General features: G+C 70.0%; 18 protein-coding genes. 12 read left to right on the forward strand and 6 right to left on the reverse strand.

The window, feature by feature from the left end; genetic code table 11:
• The 4 genes from NP095_RS02740 (at nucleotide 1) to NP095_RS02755 (ending at nucleotide 4,398) form a co-directional block, all read left to right on the forward strand.
• Nucleotides 1–900, forward strand: coding sequence for a branched-chain amino acid ABC transporter permease (locus NP095_RS02740; protein WP_232417576.1), 900 nt, complete (start codon nucleotides 1–3; stop codon nucleotides 898–900).
• Nucleotides 897–2,009, forward strand: a complete 1,113-nt coding sequence (locus tag NP095_RS02745; RefSeq protein WP_232417575.1) for a branched-chain amino acid ABC transporter permease — start codon at nucleotides 897–899, stop codon at nucleotides 2,007–2,009. Before NP095_RS02740 ends, NP095_RS02745 begins: the two co-directional genes overlap by 4 nt.
• Nucleotides 2,006–3,286 carry an ABC transporter substrate-binding protein gene (locus NP095_RS02750; protein ID WP_232417574.1) on the forward strand — a complete coding sequence of 427 codons (1,281 nt, stop codon included), beginning with the start codon at nucleotides 2,006–2,008 and terminating at the stop codon, nucleotides 3,284–3,286. Before NP095_RS02745 ends, NP095_RS02750 begins: the two co-directional genes overlap by 4 nt.
• Nucleotides 3,287–3,432: 146 nt before the next feature.
• Complete coding sequence (locus tag NP095_RS02755) at nucleotides 3,433–4,398, forward strand: SDR family NAD(P)-dependent oxidoreductase (protein WP_232417573.1); 966 nt, start codon at nucleotides 3,433–3,435, stop codon at nucleotides 4,396–4,398.
• Nucleotides 4,399–4,463: 65 nt separating this feature from the next.
• Here the strand turns inward: NP095_RS02755 and NP095_RS02760 are convergent, their stop codons facing one another.
• Both NP095_RS02760 and NP095_RS02765 read right to left on the reverse strand, forming a co-directional pair.
• Entirely contained in the window at nucleotides 4,464–4,850 is a 387-nt protein-coding gene (locus NP095_RS02760) for a nuclear transport factor 2 family protein (RefSeq protein ID WP_232417572.1), read from the reverse strand.
• 8 nt (nucleotides 4,851–4,858) lie between these two features.
• Nucleotides 4,859–6,580, reverse strand: coding sequence for a class I adenylate-forming enzyme family protein (locus NP095_RS02765; RefSeq protein WP_232417571.1), 1,722 nt, complete (start codon nucleotides 6,578–6,580; stop codon nucleotides 4,859–4,861).
• Nucleotides 6,581–6,667: 87 nt separating this feature from the next.
• Between NP095_RS02765 and NP095_RS02770 the strand changes: the two genes are divergently transcribed.
• Nucleotides 6,668–7,438, forward strand: a complete 771-nt coding sequence (locus tag NP095_RS02770; protein ID WP_232417570.1) for an SDR family oxidoreductase — start codon at nucleotides 6,668–6,670, stop codon at nucleotides 7,436–7,438.
• A complete protein-coding gene (locus NP095_RS02775; RefSeq protein WP_232417569.1) occupies nucleotides 7,435–9,027 on the forward strand; it encodes an AMP-binding protein in 1,593 nt (530 codons plus the stop codon). The genes NP095_RS02770 and NP095_RS02775 overlap by 4 nt, the downstream gene beginning before the upstream one ends.
• Nucleotides 9,028–9,110: 83 nt before the next feature.
• On the opposite strand, the gene NP095_RS02780 is transcribed toward NP095_RS02775, so the two are convergent.
• The 3 genes from NP095_RS02780 to NP095_RS02790 are packed head-to-tail and all read right to left on the reverse strand — an operon-like array spanning nucleotide 9,111 to nucleotide 12,351.
• Nucleotides 9,111–9,833, reverse strand: a complete 723-nt coding sequence (locus NP095_RS02780) for a VOC family protein (RefSeq protein WP_232417568.1) — start codon at nucleotides 9,831–9,833, stop codon at nucleotides 9,111–9,113.
• On the reverse strand, nucleotides 9,830–11,389 hold the full coding sequence (locus NP095_RS02785; protein WP_232417567.1) for a long-chain-fatty-acid--CoA ligase: 1,560 nt from the start codon (nucleotides 11,387–11,389) through the stop codon (nucleotides 9,830–9,832). Before NP095_RS02785 ends, NP095_RS02780 begins: the two co-directional genes overlap by 4 nt.
• Nucleotides 11,386–12,351, reverse strand: coding sequence for a winged helix-turn-helix transcriptional regulator (locus NP095_RS02790; protein WP_232417566.1), 966 nt, complete (start codon nucleotides 12,349–12,351; stop codon nucleotides 11,386–11,388). The genes NP095_RS02785 and NP095_RS02790 overlap by 4 nt, the downstream gene beginning before the upstream one ends.
• A gap of 105 nt (nucleotides 12,352–12,456) precedes the next feature.
• Here NP095_RS02790 and NP095_RS02795 point away from each other — a divergent pair, with 105 nt between their 5' ends.
• The 4 genes from NP095_RS02795 to NP095_RS02810 are packed head-to-tail and all read left to right on the forward strand — an operon-like array spanning nucleotide 12,457 to nucleotide 15,894.
• Nucleotides 12,457–13,365 carry an SDR family NAD(P)-dependent oxidoreductase gene (locus tag NP095_RS02795; protein ID WP_232417565.1) on the forward strand — a complete coding sequence of 303 codons (909 nt, stop codon included), beginning with the start codon at nucleotides 12,457–12,459 and terminating at the stop codon, nucleotides 13,363–13,365.
• A 12-nt stretch (nucleotides 13,366–13,377) separates the two neighbouring features.
• Entirely contained in the window at nucleotides 13,378–14,208 is an 831-nt protein-coding gene (locus tag NP095_RS02800) for a DUF1295 domain-containing protein (RefSeq protein WP_232417564.1), read from the forward strand.
• Nucleotides 14,209–14,210: 2 nt separating this feature from the next.
• Nucleotides 14,211–15,059: an acyl-CoA thioesterase gene (locus NP095_RS02805; RefSeq protein WP_232418547.1), complete on the forward strand. Its 849-nt coding sequence runs from the start codon at nucleotides 14,211–14,213 to the stop codon at nucleotides 15,057–15,059.
• Entirely contained in the window at nucleotides 15,049–15,894 is an 846-nt protein-coding gene (locus NP095_RS02810; protein WP_232417563.1) for a thioesterase family protein, read from the forward strand. Before NP095_RS02805 ends, NP095_RS02810 begins: the two co-directional genes overlap by 11 nt.
• Before the next feature lie 189 nt (nucleotides 15,895–16,083).
• Here the strand turns inward: NP095_RS02810 and NP095_RS02815 are convergent, their stop codons facing one another.
• Nucleotides 16,084–17,379, reverse strand: coding sequence for a citrate synthase (locus NP095_RS02815; protein ID WP_232417562.1), 1,296 nt, complete (start codon nucleotides 17,377–17,379; stop codon nucleotides 16,084–16,086).
• Between the two features lie 239 nt (nucleotides 17,380–17,618).
• Between NP095_RS02815 and rplM the strand changes: the two genes are divergently transcribed.
• Together rplM and rpsI are read left to right on the forward strand one after the other, a co-directional pair.
• The gene (gene rplM / locus NP095_RS02820; RefSeq protein ID WP_187411737.1) at nucleotides 17,619–18,062 is read left to right on the forward strand and encodes a 50S ribosomal protein L13; all 444 of its coding nucleotides are present in this window, start codon (nucleotides 17,619–17,621) and stop codon (nucleotides 18,060–18,062) included.
• Nucleotides 18,063–18,082: 20 nt separating this feature from the next.
• The gene (gene rpsI / locus NP095_RS02825) at nucleotides 18,083–18,580 is read left to right on the forward strand and encodes a 30S ribosomal protein S9 (RefSeq protein WP_232417561.1); all 498 of its coding nucleotides are present in this window, start codon (nucleotides 18,083–18,085) and stop codon (nucleotides 18,578–18,580) included.
• Nucleotides 18,581–18,586 lie beyond the last annotated feature (6 nt).

Raw genomic sequence — 18,586 nt, forward strand, 5'->3', positions numbered from 1 at the left:
ATGGACATCCTGCTTTCCCGCGTCTTCGCCGGCGCCACCAACGGCTCGGTCTACATCCTGATCGCGCTGTGCCTGGTCATCGTCTTCCGCAGTTCGTCGACGATCAACTTCGCCCAGGGCGAGTTCGCCCTCTTCACCGCCTACATCACGTGGTGGCTGACCGAGCGGGGCCTGAACCCGTGGGTCGCCATCGTCCCGGCGATCATCATCGGCTTCCTCATGGGCGCCGCCGCCGAGCGCTGGCTCATCCGGCCGGTCGCCAAACGTGACGAGACAGCCGTGCTCATCGTGGCGCTGGCCCTCTTCACCGGGCTCAACGGCCTCGACGGCTGGATCTGGGGCTCGGACGACAAGCCCTTCCCGCGCATGCTGCCCAGCGGCGAGAACGACTTCGTCATGATCGCCGGAGCGCGGCTCTACTACGACTCGATCGCGATCTGGGCTATCACCGCGGCGATCGTCTTCGGCCTGTACCTGTTCTTCAAGTACACGACCATGGGCCTGCAGATGCGGGCCGTCGCGACGAACCGGCAGTCCGCCGCCCTCTCGGGCGTCAAGGTCGGCCGGGTGCTCACCCTCTCGTGGGGCCTGTCGAGCGCGATCGGCGCGTTCGCCGGAGCCCTGCTCATCCCGCTGGTCCCGCCGGGCCAGCTCGGTCTGAACGGCATGTTCCACGTCCTCATCTTCGCGACGGCCGCCGCCCTGCTGGGCGGGCTGGACAGCGTGAAGGGCGCGGTCGTGGGCGGTCTCGGGCTGGGCATCGGCCTGGCGCTGGTCAACGGCTACGCGACCTTCCTGGGCGGCTCGATGTCGCTCACCGTCGCCCTGGTCGTGATCGTGGTCATCTTGCTGGTCCGCCCCACCGGTCTGTTCGGGGCCCGACGTCTGGAGCGCGTGTGAACACCCCCCGAGTCATCGAACGCGGCACCCCCGTCCACCGCGCCCTGGTGGGTGCCGGGCTGGTGCTGACCGTCGCCGCGGCGTTGTGGCTGGGCGGCCTGGCGCCCTTCGAGATCGGCCAGGTCACCCGGGTCATGATCTTCGCGGTCGCCATCGCCGGCCTGAACCTGGCGACGGGCTACGTCGGCCTGCTGTCGGTCGGACACTCGGCCTTCTTCGGCATCGGCGCCTACACGACGGGCATCCTCATGCTCGAGCACGGCTGGCAGGGCTGGGCGACCATCCCGGTCGCGTTCGCCATCAGCCTGGTCGTCGGACTGCTGGTCGGCCTGCCGGCCCTGCGGATCCGCGGTCTGTACCTGGCGATGGTCACGCTGGCCTTCGCCGTGGCCTTCCCCGAGCTGGTCGCCCGGTTCGACGACCTGACCGGTGGCGCGAGCGGCATGACCATCCCGCGCTCGGCCATGCGTCCGCCGGAGTGGACGGGACTGGGCCTGGGCGAGAAGTACGTCTGGCTGTTCTGGCTCTCGGTCATCGTCATGGCCCTGACGTTCTACGTCTGCTGGTGTCTGTCCCGCAGCCGCTACGGCATGGCGATGGCGGCCATCCGCCAGAACGAGATCGCCGCGTCGGCCTCGGGCGTCAACATCGCCGTGGTCAAGACCGCGAGCTTCGGGCTCTCGGGCGCGATCACCGGTGCCGCCGGCTCGCTGTTCGCCCTCTACATGGGCAGTCTCTACGCCGAGGGGTCGTTCACCCTGATGGCCGGCATCACGCTGCTGATCGGCCTGGTCATCGGCGGCGAGCGGACCGTGCTCGGCCCGATCGCCGGCGCCCTGGCCGTCGTCTACGTGCCGTACTACACGGCCGACATCGGCAGCGGCCAGTCGTCCGCGGTCCTGTTCGCGGTCGTCCTGTTGTTCGTCATCTTCGTCGCGCCGGCCGGAGTCGTCGGCTCGCTGGCCAAACTGCTTCGACGCCGGGTCGTCTTCCGGGACCCGCGCCCGGAACTCGCCGCCGGGGAGGCGTCCGCGGTGCCCACAACGGCCCCGCACCCCGAGCATCCGCTCGACAGCACCACCACCACCATCGAAAGGTCCCGTTCATGACCGCATCCACCACCATGCGCCGGTTCCGCCGCGCCGCGGTGATCCCGGCCGCCGTGCTGGCGAGCTTCACGCTCGTCGCCTGTGGCTCGAGCAGCGACGACTCCGAGTCCGGCTCCTCCGGCGGCTTCCAGCTCAACCTGGACGACTGCGAGGATCCCGACGCGGTCTCGAAGAAGATCACGGACACGATCACCGTCGGCTACAGCGCTCCGCTGTCGGGTCCGATCGCCGGTGCGGCCGAGCTCGCCACCGCGGGCTACAACGCGCGCATCGAGGCGGCCAACGCCGAGGGCGGCATCGACGGCATGAAGATCGAGGTGGCGTACAAGGACGACGCGTTCGCCCCCGACAAGGCCAAGGCCAACGCGACCGAGTTCCTGCAGAAGGACAAGGTCGACCTGCTCACGACGTTCGGCGCCGGCCAGGTCGCCGCCATCGCCGACGACCAGAACGCCGCCTGTGTCCCGATGCTCTACCCGAGCTCGAGCGACGTGCGGTTCAACGACATCGAGGCGTACCCGTGGACGTTGCAGTTCCTGCCGTCGGCCGACGTCGAGACGAAGTTCATCATCGACTTCATGAAGACGAAGGTCGATGACATCAAGCTCGGCATGGCCGAGAACGCGACCGCCAGCGGCGCGGCCATGGCCGAGTCGTTCAAGAAGTCGGCCGAGGCCGCGGACCTGAAGATCGAGGCCGAGACCGAGGACACCGATCCCTCGGCCGCCGCGACGAAGCTCAAGGCCGCCGACGTCAACGTGCTCTACCACGGTGGCGTCACGGGCACCTGCGGCGTCCTGGACACCGCCATGGCGCGCGTCGACTTCAAGCCCGAGCTCGTGGTGAAGGCCAGCAACTGCGCCAACGCCGCCGAGTACATCACCGCCGGCAAGGCCGCCGACGGCGCGGTCGTGCCGAAGTACCTCAAGGAGCCGGCCGACCCCGAGATGGCCGACGACGAGGGCGTCAAGCAGTACCTGTCGCAGGTCGGTGACGTCGCCGACCCGAACAACACGATCACCGTCAGCGGCTGGCTCGCCGCCGACCTGCTCGTCAACACTCTCAAGCAGGCCGCGGAGTCCGAGGACGGTCTCACGCGCGAGAGCATCATGAAGGCCGCGCGCGACCAGAACTACGCGTCCCCGGTCCTGCTCGACGGCGTCACCTGGAAGAGCACGTCGGAGCGCTCGGGCGGCGTCAGCGGCTTCGGTCCGTTCGCCTGGTCTCACGCCGACAAGCGGTTCGTGTCGGCCGGCGACGTCCTCGACGTCGACTGATCCACGCACCACACGAAGGGCCCGGTCCGCTGACCGGGCCCTTCGTCATGTCACTTGTCATTCGGTATCCATGCGTTCAACGATGTCCCTGAAGTGGCTCCGTCGTAGCCTTCTCTGGGAGGACGAGTCACTGTTAAAATGAAAGTATGAACGACGCAGACGTGATCGACGCCGAGGTTGCGGCGGACGACACCATCAGTTTCAGCCGGCACGGGTACGAACGGCGCCGCCCGACGTGGGACGACACGGACATGGCGGACGTCGCCGGACGCACCGTGATCGTCTCCGGTGGCACGGCCGGAGTCGGCCTGGGTGCCTCGACCAGTCTGGCGGCGCTCGGCGCTCACGTCGTGATGCTCGGTCGAAACCCCGACCGCGGCACCGCGGCCGTCGAGGAGATCACGGCGGCGACGGGCAACGCGAACGTCGAGTGGATGCCGTTGGACCTGGCGTCGCTGCGCTCCGTGCGCGACACCGCCGAGATGCTGCTCGAGCGGTTCCCGCGGATCCATGCGCTGATCAACAACGCCGGCGGCATGTGGGACACGTGGCAGACCTCGGCCGACGGCATCGAGATGAGCTGGGCGACCAACGTGGTCGGCCCGTACCTGCTGACCGAGCTGCTGCTGGACCGGCTGGCCGAGTCGGCCCCCGCACGCATCGTCGAGATGACGTCCGGCGGCGCTTACAGCCAGCGGCTCACGCTCGGGGAGCTGCGCGGCGAGGAGGACGCCTTCGACCCGAAGGCCACCTATTCGCGCACGAAGCGCGCCCAGATCGTCCTGACCGAGCTGCGTGCCGCCGAGCTGGCCGACCGCGGGATCGTCGCCCACGTGACGCACCCGGGCTGGACCGACTCGCCCGGACTGCGTGAGTCCGGCGCGATGCAGGGCTTCATCCGTCGGTTCGAGTCGGACTTCCGCACGCCCGAGCAGGGTGCCGACACGGCCGTCTGGCTGACCAGCGCCCGCGAGCCCGGCACCACCACCGGCCTGTTCTGGCACGACCGCCGGCCGCGCGACACGCACCGCACCGAGGCGACCCGCGAGACCGAGGAGGACCGTCGCGAGCTCATCGAGCTGCTGCGCCGCGCCTGCGGCCTGCCGGTCTGATCTGCTGAACGCACCACCGCCCCGACCCAGGCTGGGTCGGGGCGGTGGCGTTTCCGGGGGGCGGCTCAGCTGCTGAAGCGAAGAGCCTCGGCCGAGTCGATGTACTCGTCGAGACGCTCGATCAGCCCGTCCTCGCCGATCGTGACGACGACGCAGGCGTGCAGCTGGACCGGCTCGCCGCTGCGCACGTTGATGCCGCGCAGGACGTGTTGCTGAACGACGCCGCCCTCGAACACCTGGATCCGGCGATCGGTGTACTCGCGGTCGGTGACGCGTTCGGAGATCCGGCGCAGCACCTTCGCGTTCTGCTCGACCGTCTGCTCGACGCCGTCGTTGTTGTGCCAGATGACGGCGTCGGGCGCGTAGACGTTGAACAGGTCGGCCGGGTCGCCGGCCTGGGCGGCCGCGATGATGCGGTCGAGCAGTTGGACGTAGGGGTGGCGGTCGTTCATGGTTCTCCTCAGATATGGGCGGTGCGGCGCAGCTCGCGCTTGAGCACCTTGCCGACGGGGTTGCGGGGCAGCTCGTCGCGGATCTCGAGCCGCTCGGGCAGCTTGTAGGAGGCGATCTTCGACTCACGCAGGAACTCGATGAGCTCCTCGAGGGTCAGGGACGCACCCGGGTTGAGCGTGACGACCGCGGCGACGCGCTCGCCCATCTGCTCGTCCGGATCGCCGACGACCGCGACGTCCGCCACGGCAGGGTGCTCGCCGATGAGCGCCTCCATCTCGGCCGGCGCGATGTTCATGCCGCCGCGGATGACGAGGTCCTTCCCGCGATCGAGGTAGCGCAGGAACTGGTTCCGGTCACCGGCGATCTCGAAGATGTCGCCGGTCTTCAGCATCCCCTGCTCGTCGAACGGGTTCGCGCGCGTCTCGGGGTTGAGGTAGCCGGCGAAGACCGTCGGGCCGCCGATGCGCAGCTCGCCGGGCACGCCGGGCTCGGTGACCTCCTCGCCCGTGATCGGGTCGACCAGGCGCAGCTGGACCCACTCCGAGACGGCCGAGGACCACGTGACGCCCGGTGCGCCGTAGCGCGGGAAGAACTGCGCGCGGTCGTCCGCCTCGGGGAAGTCCTCGAGGCTCGACAGCAGTGCGATGCCCTCGTTGGAGCCGAAGAAGTTGATGACGCCGATGCCGAGCTTCTCCTGCCAGCCGCGCACCATGACGGGCTGCAGCGGCGCCGAGCCCGAGCCGATGCGGGTCAGGCTCGACAGGTCGATCTGGCTCAGCAGGGCGTCGTTGTGCAGCAGCATCCACAGCAGTGCCGGCGGCGCGACGGTGTAGGTCGCCCGCTCGCCGGCGATCTGGCCCAGGAAGGTCTTGAGGTCGAACGGGTGGTGCTGCACCAGCACGCCGCCCGTGCGCAGCCACGGCAGGAACATGCCGTTGATGCCGGCCATGTTGACCATCGGGAAGGGGTTGAGCAGGACGTCGTCGGCCGTGACCTTCGGGGCGTCGAGGGTCGCCGTGCTGATCGCGATCCACTCCAGGTGTGCGCGGGGCACGCCCTTCGGCTCGCTCTCGGTGCCCGACGTCCAGCAGATCGTCGCGCAGTCGTTCGCGTCGTTCGGGTCGGCGGCGCGGCGCTCGGCGACGCGGGCCCGCTGCTCGTCGGTCGCGACGGCGGGCGACCAGCCCGTGACCTGGTCGGGGAGGCCCTCGAGCTCGGTCGCGTCGCTGTACGCGATGACGGTCTCCAAGGTCGGGACGCGGTCGCTCAGGGCGGCGGCCTCCTCGGCCGGCCGGCGGCCCGCGAAGGCGGGCGAGCCGATGAACGCACGGAAGCCGGCCTGGTTCGCCATGCCCACGATCTCGTGCTCTCGGTACTGCATGGGAAGTGGCGAGACGATGATGCCCAGCAGCCACGCGCCGAGGTAGACCTCGGCCAGCTCGATCGTGTTGGGCAACTGCACGCCGACCACGTCGCCGCGCTGGAGGCCCAGCTCGTCCAGGCGTGCCGCGACCGTCTGGACCTCGGCGTCCAGCTCGGCCCACGTGAGCCGTCGCGGAGCCGATCCGAGCAGGTCGGAGCGGTTCGCGGGGTCGACGATCGCGAGTCGGTCGGGCCGCTCGCGCACCTGCTGGAGGTAGAAGTCGTCGAGCGTCTCGTCGGTCCACCACCCCTTCGACTGGAACTCCCGGACCTTCGCCTGCGGATGCAAGCCCCGTGCGATCGACATGGCCTCTCCTCGTGACACTTCAATTGACAGTGTGATACAGATTACTACAATAAACGTAGTCAGTCGACAAGGGAAGAGGTGGGGTCCATGAGCGCCGGACGTCGTACGCCGGTCACCGGCAGCACCGTCGTCGTGACGGGAGCCAATCGCGGGATCGGATTGGCGTTCGTCCAAGAGGCTCTCGCCGCCGGAGCGGCGAAGGTCTACGCCGGGGTGAGGGACGTCGGCGACGTCACGGACGAGCTGGCCGCCACGGGCGCCGAGATCGTCGCGCTCGACGTGGTCGACCGCGCCCAGGTGCAGGCCGCGGCCCGCACCTGCTCCGACGCCACCGTGCTGATCAACAACGCGGGACTCTTCACGGGCAACCGCCTCGTCCAGGCCGACGACCCCGACGCCGCCCGCCGCGAGATGGAGGTCAACTACTTCGGCCCGCTCGAGACCACGCGCGCGTTCGCGCCGGTGATCTCGGCCAACGGCGGCGGCGCGATCGTCAACGTGCTGTCGGTCGCGGCCATCGCGCCGACCGCGTTCATGGGCGGCTACTCGACCTCGAAGGCCGCCGCGCTGTACCTCGGCGGCATCGCGCGGGCCGAGCTCGAGCCGATGGACGTCGGTGTGACGTCGCTGATCGTCGGCTCCGTCGAGACCCGGATGGCCGCGCACGTCGACGGCCAGAAGGAGGATCCGCGCGACGTCGCCCGGATCGGCCTCAAGGCGATGTCTCGCGGCGACTGGACCTGCGACACCGATCGCATGGCCATCGACTCGCGCGCTCGCATGGCGCGCGACCCCATCCGCTACGAGCGCGGCCTGGGCAAGCTGCTGTTCGTCGACCAGCTGGTCACCAAGCCGTGAGCTCGCTCGCGGCCGGCCTGGAGACGCACGGGGACGGCTCGCCGTTCGTGCGGCTCGAGGACGTCGTGCGCCGGAGCGCGGCGCACGACCCCGAGGGCACCGCCCTGATCGAGCCCGGCCGGCGCGTGACGTTCGCCGAGCTCGACGCGTCGAGCAACCGGTTCGCCCGGGCTCTGCTCGCCGACGGCGTGCAGCCGGGGGACCGGGTCTGCCACATCGGCGAGAACAGCGTCGCCTTCTTCGACGTGCTCTACGGCGCGGGCAAGGCCGGCGCGATCCCCGTGCCGATGAACTTCCGGCTCGCGCCGCCCGAGGTGCTGCAGATCGTGGAGGACGTCGAGCCCCGCGTGGTCGTCCTCGGCGCCGGCATGGAGCACCACGGCGCCGCGATCGCGGCCGTGCCGGGTGTCGCCCGCGTCGTCACCGTCGAGCCCGCCGACGGGCTGACGGACCTGTCCACCTGGGCCTCGGAGCAGCCGGCCACGGACCCGGGCATCGCCCGCGACCCCGAGGACACGGCCGTGATGTTCTACACGTCGGGCACGACGGGCCGGCCCAAGGGCATCGAGCTCACGGGCGTGAACGTCAGCTCGTCGCTGGCCTGCCCGCTCTCGCTCGTGCGGTTCGACCGGGACTCGGTCGCGCTGGCGCCGGTGCCGTTCTTCCACGTCACGGGCTTCGGACTGGCCCTCATGGCGAACCTCAAGGGCTCGGCCCTGCTGATGATCAACCCGCAGGGTCCGGCCGACCTGCTGGGCGTGTTCCAGGAGTACCGGGTCAGCCACGGCGTGCTGGTCCCCACCGTCATCCAATTCATGCTGGACCTGCCCGAGTCCCGCACCGGCGACTGGTCCGCGCTGCGCTGTCTCATGTACGGCGGCGCGCCCATGCCCGAGTCGGTCCTGCGCGACGCGACCGAGGTGTTCGGCTGTGACTTCATCCAGGGCTACGGCCTCACCGAGTCGACCGGCGGCGTCGCCTTCCTGGCGCCGGAGGACCACCGCACCACCCCCGAGACGGTCCACCGGCTGCGGTCGGTGGGCCGCGTGCGCGGCGGCAACGAGCTCCGTGTGATCGACCCGATGACCGGGGCCGACCAGCCGCCCGGCGTGCGCGGCGAGGTCCTCGTCCGCGGCGGGAACGTCATGAAGGGCTACTGGCGGCGCGCGCAGGACACGGCCGACGCGGTCGACGCCGACGGCTGGCTGCACACCGGGGACGGAGGCCACCTCGACGAGGACGGCTACCTGTTCCTGGGGGACCGGCTCAAGGACATGATCGTCTCGGGTGGCGAGAACGTGTACCCCGCCGAGGTCGAGAGCGTGCTCACGGCACATCCGGGCGTCGCCCAGGTCGCCGTCATCGGCGTGCCCTCCGACCGGTGGGGCGAGTCGCCCATGGCGATCGTCGTCCGGTCGAGCGGACCCGAGGGCGCCGCGCTCGACGCGGCGGCGGTGATCGGCTGGGCCCGCGAGCGGCTCGCGCACTACAAGTGCCCGGTCGACGTGGCGTTCGTCGACGCGTTGCCCCTCAATGCCAGCGGCAAGCTGCTGAAGGTGCGGCTGCGCGAGGAGTTCGCCGGCTCCTGAGGCGACCAGACGTCGGGTGTTCCCCTCCCGACGACGCGACAGGGGCGGGCCCGTCACCGGACCCGCCCCTGCTCGTCGTGTGCTCAGGCGTGCTGCACGCGGAAGGTGACCTGCCCGAAGTCGATCTCGTCGGGAAGACCCTGCCCTGCCGGCGTCGCAACGACGTCGATGGCACTGAGGCGCGCGACGTCGTCCTTCACGAAGCGCACGGTGCGCTCGCCCAGCCGGACGAGGGGCACGTCGTCCCACTCGTCGAGCTCGACACCGAGGACGGCCGCCCAGAGCTCGGCGCGGGCCACGGGATCGGCCGTGGCCACGTCGATGCCCACGACGTCGCCGATCAGCGGCTCGGCCGGGGTCTCGAAGTCGACGTCGTCCCAGTGCCACGCCTGCGGGTCGGGGATCTCGTCGAGCTCGAGGAGCAGGCCCATGTCGCCGGGGTGGAACTGGATGATGCGCTTGCCGTGGACGTCCAGGTCGACGGCGATCCGCACGCCGGCCGCCTCGGCCGCCGCCAGGTGCGGCGTCAGGTCGCTCACCTGGATCGAGGCGCAGTAGCCGGCCGTGCCGCCGACCTTCGCGAGCCAGCCGTTGATGGGCGCCTTCTCGTTCAGCGGCGCGACCAGCTCCAGGTACGCCACGTCGCCGACCGGGAGGGTCTCGTCGGCCATGCCGACGTCCTCCAGCATCGGATCGGTGTACCCGGGGGCCAGGCCGAAGAGCTCACGCAGGCGGTCGCCGTCGCCGGCGAAGTCAGCCGTGCCGAGCGCGACCTGGCGCAGGATGGGGAAGGGGGACGTGGTCATCCGATGGTCCTTTCGGCGGCGGCCCAGTGGGGGGCGCGCAGCTCTCGCTTGAGGATCTTCCCCGAGGGGTTCCGGGGGAGCATCTCGATCACCTCGACCGAGGTGGGGCACTTGTAGTGGGCCAGGCGCTCACGGCAGAACGCGATGATCTCCTCGCTGGTCACCGACTCGCCCTGACGGGTCACCACGACGGCGTGCGGCGTCTCGCCCCAGCGCTCGGAGGGGATGCCGATGACGGCGACCTCCTGCACGGCCGGGTGCGCCATGAGCACGTTCTCGACCTCGGCCGGGTACACGTTCTCGCCGCCGGTCACGATCATGTCCTTGAGTCGGTCCTTGAGGAACAGGTAGCCGTCCTCGTCCAGGTAGCCGGCGTCGCCGGTGCGGAACCAGCCGCCGTCGAAGAAGGACGCCTCGGTCGCGTCGGGACGACGCCAGTAGGACCGCGTCACGTTGGCGCCGCGGGTCACGATCTCGCCGACCTCGCCGGCGGGCACGTCCTTGCCCTCGCCGTCGACGACGCGCAGCTCGACCCCGGGCACGGCGCGGCCCGCGGACTGCAGCTTGCTGTCGGCGCCGACGACGTGGTCCTCGGGACGCAGGATCGTCAGCACGCCGATGGTCTCGGTCAGGCCGTAGCTCTGCGAGAGCTTCGCGTCGAAGATCTTCTGCGTGCCGAGCATGACCGTCTCGGAGATCGGGGAGCCGCCGTAGACGAGGTGCTGGACGCTGGAGTAGTCGGCCGCGGCCGCCTGCGGGTTCGCGATGACCATCGCCATGACGGTCGGGACCATGATCACGTGGGTCGCGCGGTGCGCGACGAGCAGGCCGATCATGCTCTGCGGCGTGACCTCGATGAACTGGATGATCTGGCCGCCGTGGGCCAGCGAGATGAGCGACCAGCCGCCCGCGGCGATGTGGTAGTACGGCGTCGGCACGAGGCTGACCGTGTCGGGCCCGACCTCGAACTGCGCCGAGAAGGCGGCGACCGCGGCGAGCATCGCGTCGCCGGTGGTGGTGACGCCCTTGGGGGTGCCGGTCGTGCCGGAGGAGTACATCAGCGACAACAGCTCGTCGCCGGTCACGTCCTGGCGCGGATCGGTCGCGGACTGCTGCGCGAGCCACGGTTCGTAGCCGACCCAGCCGTCCGGGACGGTGGGCTCGCCCTCCTGGCTGAAGACCACGCGCAGGCCGGTGTAGTCGGCGGGCACGAGGCCGGTCAGGTGGTCCTCGACCACGAGGACCGACGGCTCGGCGTCGGAGAGGATCCAGGCGATCTCGGGGGCGGACAGCCGGAAGTTCAACGGCACGACGGCGGCGCCGGACTTGGCGGTGCCGAAGAACAGCTCCCAGAACTCGGTGCCGTTGCGAGCGAGGTAGGCGACCCGGTCGCCGCGGTCGAGGCCCTGGGCCAGCAGGCCCGAGGCGACCTGGTTCGTGCGGGTGTCGAGCTCGCCGTAGGTGACGGTCCGGCCCTCGCCCACGATCGCGGGGGAGGCGGAGTGGGCCTGGCTGCTGGTGCGGAGGAGATCCGCGACGGTGTGTGCTCCGGTCATGGTGTTCCTTCGGGTGCAGTCCGGTCCTCGTTGACCGGGACGATGGTGATGGTGCCGGTGACCAGCGGCTGTCGGCACTGGTCGCAGGCGAGGTGGGCCACGAAGTCGTGGCCGCACGCCGTGTGGGTCTGGACGAGCGCGGGTCCCTCCGGGGAGACGAACCACTTCTCGGCCCAGTGCAGGGACAGGGCGGTGACGGGGAAGAACGCGCGCCCCTTGTCGGTCAGGTGGTACTCGGGCCGGCCGGGGTGCTGCGCGTGCTGACGGGTCTCGAGGACGCCGAGGTTGCAGAACGTGCGCAGGCGCTCGGCGATGAGGGTGGGCGGAGCGCCGAGTGCGACCTCGAACTGACTGAACCGCACCATGCCGCGGAACGCCGCGCCGATCAGGGCCGAGGACCACCGGTTCCCGAAGATCTCCAGGGTCTGGGGGTACTGCAGCGACTCCGGGACCGAGTCGGGGCGCCGGCGCGTGGAGGACGCGGGGACGGAGCGCTCCCAGCTGCCGCTGGGCCCCCAGACGGCCCGGATGTCGCGGGCCTCGACCGGAACGCCGCACGCCCGGCACGTCAGCAGGGGCGCGAACTCGGCGCCGCAGGTCTCGTGGCGGCGCAGCGGGAGGGCCTCGCCGGCGGGGCCGGTCCAGCTGCGCTCCCACTCCCAGATGGCCAGCATCATCGGCCACAGGGTGCGGCTGCGCGCGGTCGGCAGGTACTCGGCGCGCAGCGGGTTGGTCCGGTAGATGCGCCGCTCGAGCAGGCCGTGCTCGGTCAGTCGGGTGAGCCGGTGGGTCAGCACCGAGTTCGAGATGGGCATGACCTCGCGGAACTCCCCGTAGCGGGTCAGGCCCCGCGACGAGTGACCCAGGATCAGCAGCGACCACTCGTCCCCGAGCAGGCCCAGCATCTGTCCGACGGCGTTCGTCCCGCCCGGTTCGAGCAGCGTGGGTCCCCCGTCGGTCATCGGCCATTCCTCGAAGTCGTGCGGCTCCCAGCGTGGGGACTTGTCATCTGCGTCACACCGTACTACAACTAACGGAGTATCTCTATCAATCGAAGTGAGGATTCCATGAGTCGAGCTCTGGACGGCCGGGTCGCCGTCGTCACCGGCGGTGGCAAGGGTCTGGGACGCGCGTTCGCCCTCCACCTGGCCGAGTCCGGCGCGGCGGTCGTGGTGAACAACCGCAACCGGCAGGTCGACGAGAACGGGCTCGGCCCGGCCGACCACGTCGTCGCGGAGATCGTGGCCCGCGGCGGGCGCGCGGTCGCCAACCACGACGACGTCGCCGACCCCGCGATCGGGGAGCGGCTCGTCGCCGACGCCCTCGAGCACTTCGGCCGGCTCGACATCCTCGTCACCAGTGCCGCCGTCAGCGCGCCACAGATGGCCCACAAGACCAGTGCCGAGAGCTTCCGGCAGGTCATGGACATCAACGTCACCGGCACCGTCCTGCCGGCGGCCGCCGCGATGGCCCACATGCGCCAGGCCGGGTCCGGGCGCGTCGTGCTGATCGCCTCCACGGCCGGCCTGCACGGCGAGACGACGGTCTCGGCGTACGCCGCCAGCAAGGGCGCCGTGATCGCCTTCGGTCGCACCGCCGCCGTCGAGGGCGCAGGCAAGAACGTGCTCACGAACGTCGTGCTGCCCTACGCCACGACGCAGATGACCGAGGCCGGCATGGACCCGCGCCACGCCGACCGCATGCGCTCGGACCTCGTCGCCCCACTCGTGACCGCGCTGGCCTCGCCGGACAGCACCATCAACGGCCAGGTCATCGTGGCCGCCGGCTCCGCCCTGCGTGCCGCCGACGCCGTCGAGTGGGCCACGGTCGGCTACGACGCCGACCAGCCCCTCGAGCCGGCCGCCCTCGAGCAGCTGCTGACGCAGTCGCGCGCGGGCGACCCGCACACCTTCACCCACGCCCAGAACGCCTTCCAGAGCCTCGCCGCGGACCTCGCCGCGAGCGCCCACCCGTAAAGAAGAGGACGCATGTTCGACTACCCCTGGGGCGACTTCGCCCTCAACCTGCTCGTCACCGCCGGCGCGCTCGTGGTGTTCTTCGCGATCGTCATGGCCATCGCCCACCTCATGAACGACCACTCGATCATCGACATCACCTGGGGCCCGGCGTTCGTCGTGGTCGCCGCGGTGTCGTACCTGATGTCGGCGGGCTCCGACGGCGACGACACCCGCCGCCTCATCGTGCTGGCGCTGACCGCGATCTGGGGCCTGCGACTGGGCATCTACATCGGCAGGCGGAACCTGGGCAAGGGCGAGGACCCGCGCTACACGGCGCTGCTGCGCTCGCGCAAGGGTCGCCCGCTCATCCCGTTCCTGGTCAAGAAGATCTACGGCATGCAGGCCGTGCTGGCCTGGATCGTCTCGATCCCCGTGCAGTTCGCGGTCTACGTGTCGCGCGGGGTCGACGCCCTCGTGATCGTCGCCATCGCGATCTGGACGATCGGCTTCCTGTTCGAGGCCGTCGGCGACTGGCAGCTCGCGCGCTTCAAGGCCGACCCGGCCAACGCCGGCAAGATCATGGACCGCGGCCTGTGGGCCTGGACCCGTCACCCCAACTACTTCGGCGACGCCTGCGTGTGGGCCGGCCTGTTCGTGCTCGCGCTCGGCTCGCCGTGGGGTGTCCTGACGGTCTTCTCGCCCATCCTCATGACGTGGCTGTTGACGACGTTCAGCGGCGCCAAGCTCACCGAGAAGGGCATGCGCCGCAAGCGCGGTCCCGAGTTCGAGGCGTACGTCGCCCGCACGAGCGGCTTCTTCCCGCGGCCGCCGCGCAAGGCGACGGCGGAGCCGAACGCGTGACCATGTCGGTCGCCTCGCTCGGGTCGATCCTCGACCTGAGCGCGGCCGGCGACGGCGCCTGGATCGGGCACGCCGACGGGATCGCCCTGCCGCAGCTGTACGGCGGCCAGCTCGTCGCGCAGTCCATCATGGCGGCGGGGCACAGCGCGGCCGGCCGGCTGGTCGACTCGCTGCACACGACGTTCCTGCGCCCCGGACGGTCCGACCTCCCGGTCAGGTTCCAGGTCGAGCACCTGCGCGACGGTCGGCAGTTCTCGACCCGCGTGGTCGACGCCCTGCAGGACGACCGGCTGGTGTGCCGCTCGACGATCTCGCTCATGGAGCCCCGCGAGGGCGTGGCGCACTCGCGGCGCCGGCCGGTGAGCGCCTCGGTCGAGGACAGCATCGAGCTGCGCGAGCTGGCCGGGGCCGACGGCGGGCTGGGGGAGTACTGGGAGGGATTCAGCGCCGTCGAGGTGCGGATCTCGCCGGAGTCCGACGAGACGCCCCTGCACTCGGCCGCCCCCGTCCAGAACATCTGGATGCGGGTCGCGGAGGACCTGGGGGACGACCCGCTGGTCCACCAGGCGGCGATCGGCTACGTCAGCGACCTGATGCTGATGTCGATGGCCGTCGCGCCCCACGGGCACCGCGCCGGCCAGGAGCGGTCCCTCGGCGAACGGTGGACTGCCGTCTCGCTCGACCACGGACTGTGGTTCCACCAGCCCGCCCGGGCCGACGAGTGGCTGCTCTTCGAGCACGCGACGCCCACGGCCCATGCGGGTCGGTCGCTGGTCGAGGCGGCCGTGTTCGGGGAGCCCGAGTCCCAGGTGTGCCACGTCGTGCAGGAGGCTCTGGTCCGTGAGAACTGACATGCAGGGATTCGAGGGCTGCTACCGCCGGATCGATCGCCAGCAGGACGCTCAGGACCACGTCTCGGAGGTGTTCGTCCCGTCGGCGGCCGCCATCGGGCCGTGGAGCGACGAGCTGCAGCACGGGGGTCCCGTCGGGGCCCTGCTGACCCGCTCGATGCGACAGCTGCCGCACGGAGCACCGGGCCGGATCGCCCGGACGACGGTCGAGATCCTCGGGCCCATCGCCATGGCGCCCATCGAGGTCACGGCGCGCGTCGTGCGGCCCGGCCGCAAGATCGAGCTGCTCTCGGCCGTGGCCCACCAGGTCAGCGAGTCCGGGACCCGGCCGGTCGCCCAGGCGACCGCGTGGTGGCTGCGCAGCGACGAGTCCGTCGAGGTCATGCACTCGCCGGAGCCGGCGTTGGCGCCGCCCACGGACGAGGAGCTGGAGCGCGGCGAGCTCGGCGTCCCGGCCAGCTGGCGCCGGGGATTCGTCGGATCGCTGCGCTGGGCCGTGCGCACGCCGATCGGCCGGATCGACGGCCCCGCGATCGCGTGGGCGTCGATGCCCTACCCGCTCGTCGAGGGTGAGATCGGCGACGACCTCGAGCGCTGCGTCGCGATCGCCGACGCCGCCAACGGGGTCGGCTCGCGGCTGAACCCGAGGGACTGGGTGTTCATGAACACCGAGCTCACGGTCCACCTGGCCCAGCCTCCGGTGGGGGAGTGGACCGGGATGGTGGCCGAGTCGTGGATCGGCGGCGACGCCGTCGGCATGAGCTCGGCCGTCTTGTCGGACCTCACCGGTCCGGTCGGGCGCGTCGCCCAGAGCCTGCTGCTCGAACGGCTCTGACGCTTCGGCCCCGGCGCCGCCTCCCGCCCCGCGGCCACTTTTGGAACGCGCACCACGTTCTCGTGCCCGAACACCGTGGATCCTGTTCCAAAAGTGGCCCGGAGGGCACGAGCCGGCCCGAATCACAGCACGAACGGCGAAGGCCGCGAACCCCGAGGGGCTCGCGGCCTTCGCCGTTGCTGGGTCAGCTCACTTCCAGCGTTCGCTGGCCGGCACGAAGTCCAGCGTGCGAGCACCGGTGTAGATCTGCTTCGGGCGGGCGATCTTCTGCTCCGGGTCGTCGACCAGCTCGAGCCACTGCGCCAGCCAGCCCGACGTGCGCGGGATGGCGAACAGGACCGTGAACATCTCCGGCGGGAACTGCAGCGCCTCGTAGATCAGGCCCGAGTAGAAGTCGACGTTCGGGTAGAGCTTGCGCTTGACGAAGTACTCGTCCTCGAGCGCGATCTTCTCGAGCTCCTGCGCGACCTCGAGCAGCGGGTTGACGCCCGTGACCTCGAAGACGTCGTCGCAGGCCTTCTTGATGATCGTGGCGCGCGGGTCGTAGTTCTTGTAGACCCGGTGGCCGAAGCCCATGAGGCGCTCTTCGCCGTTCTTGACGCCCTCGATGAACGCCGGGACGTTCTCCTTGGTCTTGATGCGCTTGAGCATCTTCAGGACGGCCTCGTTGGCGCCACCGTGCAGCGGGCCGTAGAGCGCGGCGATGCCGGCGCTGACCGCCGAGTACGGATCGACCTGGCTGGAGCCGACCGAGCGCACCGCGTTCGTCGACGCGTTCTGCTCGTGGTCGGCGTGCAGGATGAACAGCACCTCGAGCGCCTTGGCCAGACGCGGGTCCGGGTCGTACTTCGGCTCGCTCATGCGGAACAGCATCGAGAGGAAGTTCTCGGTGTACGACAGCTCGTTGTCGGGGTAGACGTACGGCTTGCCCTGCGCGTGGCGGAAGGACCAGGCGCCGAGGGTCGGCATCTTGGCGATCATGCGCACGATCTGCTCATGGCGGATCTGCGGGTCCTTGATGTTGCGGGCCTCGGGGTAGAACGTCGACAGCGCGCCCACGCTCGACAGCAGCATGCCCATGGGGTGCGCGTCGTAGCGGAAGCCCTGCAGCTGGCTCTTGAGGTTCTCGTGCACGAACGTGTGGAACGTGATCTCGTGCACCCACTGGTCGTGCTGCTCCTTGGTGGGCAGCTCGCCGTGGATGAGCAGGTAGGCGACCTCCAGGTAGGTGGAGGACTCCGCGAGCTGCTCGATGGGGTAGCCGCGGTACTCCAAGATGCCCTTCTCGCCGTCGATGAAGGTGACGGCGGAGCGGGTGGAGGCGGTGTTGGTGAAGCCCGGGTCGTAGACGGCCAGGCCCGGGTCGTCGTCGGACTTGCCGATCTTGCCCAGGTCCGCAGCGCGGATGCTGCCGTCGGTAATCTCGACCTCGTACTCCTCGCCGGAGCGGTTGTCGCGGATGGTCAGCGTCTGCTTGTCGGTCACGATCGGGTCTCCTGTGACGTCAGAGTAGTAGTGCCGCGGGGGTGAGCGGCCCACTCCAACTTAGTGTCCCCGCCGCGCGGGCGCGAGAGCAGGGTCACGTTCGCGAGACCCGTTTTGACCCGGACGGGGGCGGCCGGGTATTCTGGGTAGTCGTTGTGTTGCGACGCGTTCAACCGCGCCATCACGACGCGCAGATTCCCGATCACACAGCTTTCGATTAGCAGCGAGAAGGTTACGCCGTGCGTACGTACAGCCCCAAGCCTGCTGACATCACCCGTCAGTGGCACGTCATCGATGCCCAGGACGTCGTCCTGGGCCGTCTCTCCGTCGCCGCGGCGACTCTCCTGCGCGGCAAGCACAAGCCGACATACGCGCCCCACGTGGACGGTGGCGACTTCGTCATCATCGTCAACGCGGACAAGGTCGCGCTGTCCGGCAACAAGCGCTCCGACAAGAACGTCTACCGCCACAGTGGTTACCCGGGCGGACTCAAGCAGATCTCCTACGGGGACCTGCTCGAGAAGGACGCGCGCAAGGCGATCGAGAAGTCGGTTCGGGGCATGCTGCCCAAGAACCGTCTCGGCCGTCAGCTCATCACGAAGTTGAAGGTCTACGCCGGCCCGGATCATCCGCACGCCGCCCAGAAGCCCCAGCCGTTCGAGATCACGCAGATCTCCCAGTAAGCGAAAAGCGCAGGTTCATCGTGGCTGAGACCACCACCGAAGAGACCGAGTTCACCACCAACTCCGAGGGCGTCGCCTACACGTCGGAGTCCTCCGGCGCAGCGGCCCAGGGCGAGATCAAGTCGATCATCGCTCCCGGCAACGCGACGGGCCGCCGCAAGGAGGCTGTCGCCCGCGTCCGGATCGTTCCGGGCACCGGCGTCTGGACCGTCAACGGCAAGCCGCTCGAGGAGCACCTGCCGAACAAGCTGCACCAGCAGATCGCCAAGGAGGCCTTCGCCGTCACCGGTCTGGTCGACTCCTTCGACGTGATCGCTCGCGTCCACGGCGGCGGCATGACCGGCCAGGCCGGCGCGCTGCGTCTGGGTGTGGCTCGTGCGCTGAACGCGATCGACGTCGAGGTCAACCGTCCGACCCTGAAGAAGGCCGGACTGCTGACGCGCGACTCGCGCATCAAGGAGCGCAAGAAGGCTGGTCTCAAGAAGGCCCGCAAGGCGCCTCAGTACAGCAAGCGCTGATCCGCC

Source organism: Aeromicrobium duanguangcaii (assembly GCF_024508295.1).
Classification (GTDB): domain Bacteria; phylum Actinomycetota; class Actinomycetes; order Propionibacteriales; family Nocardioidaceae; genus Aeromicrobium; species Aeromicrobium duanguangcaii.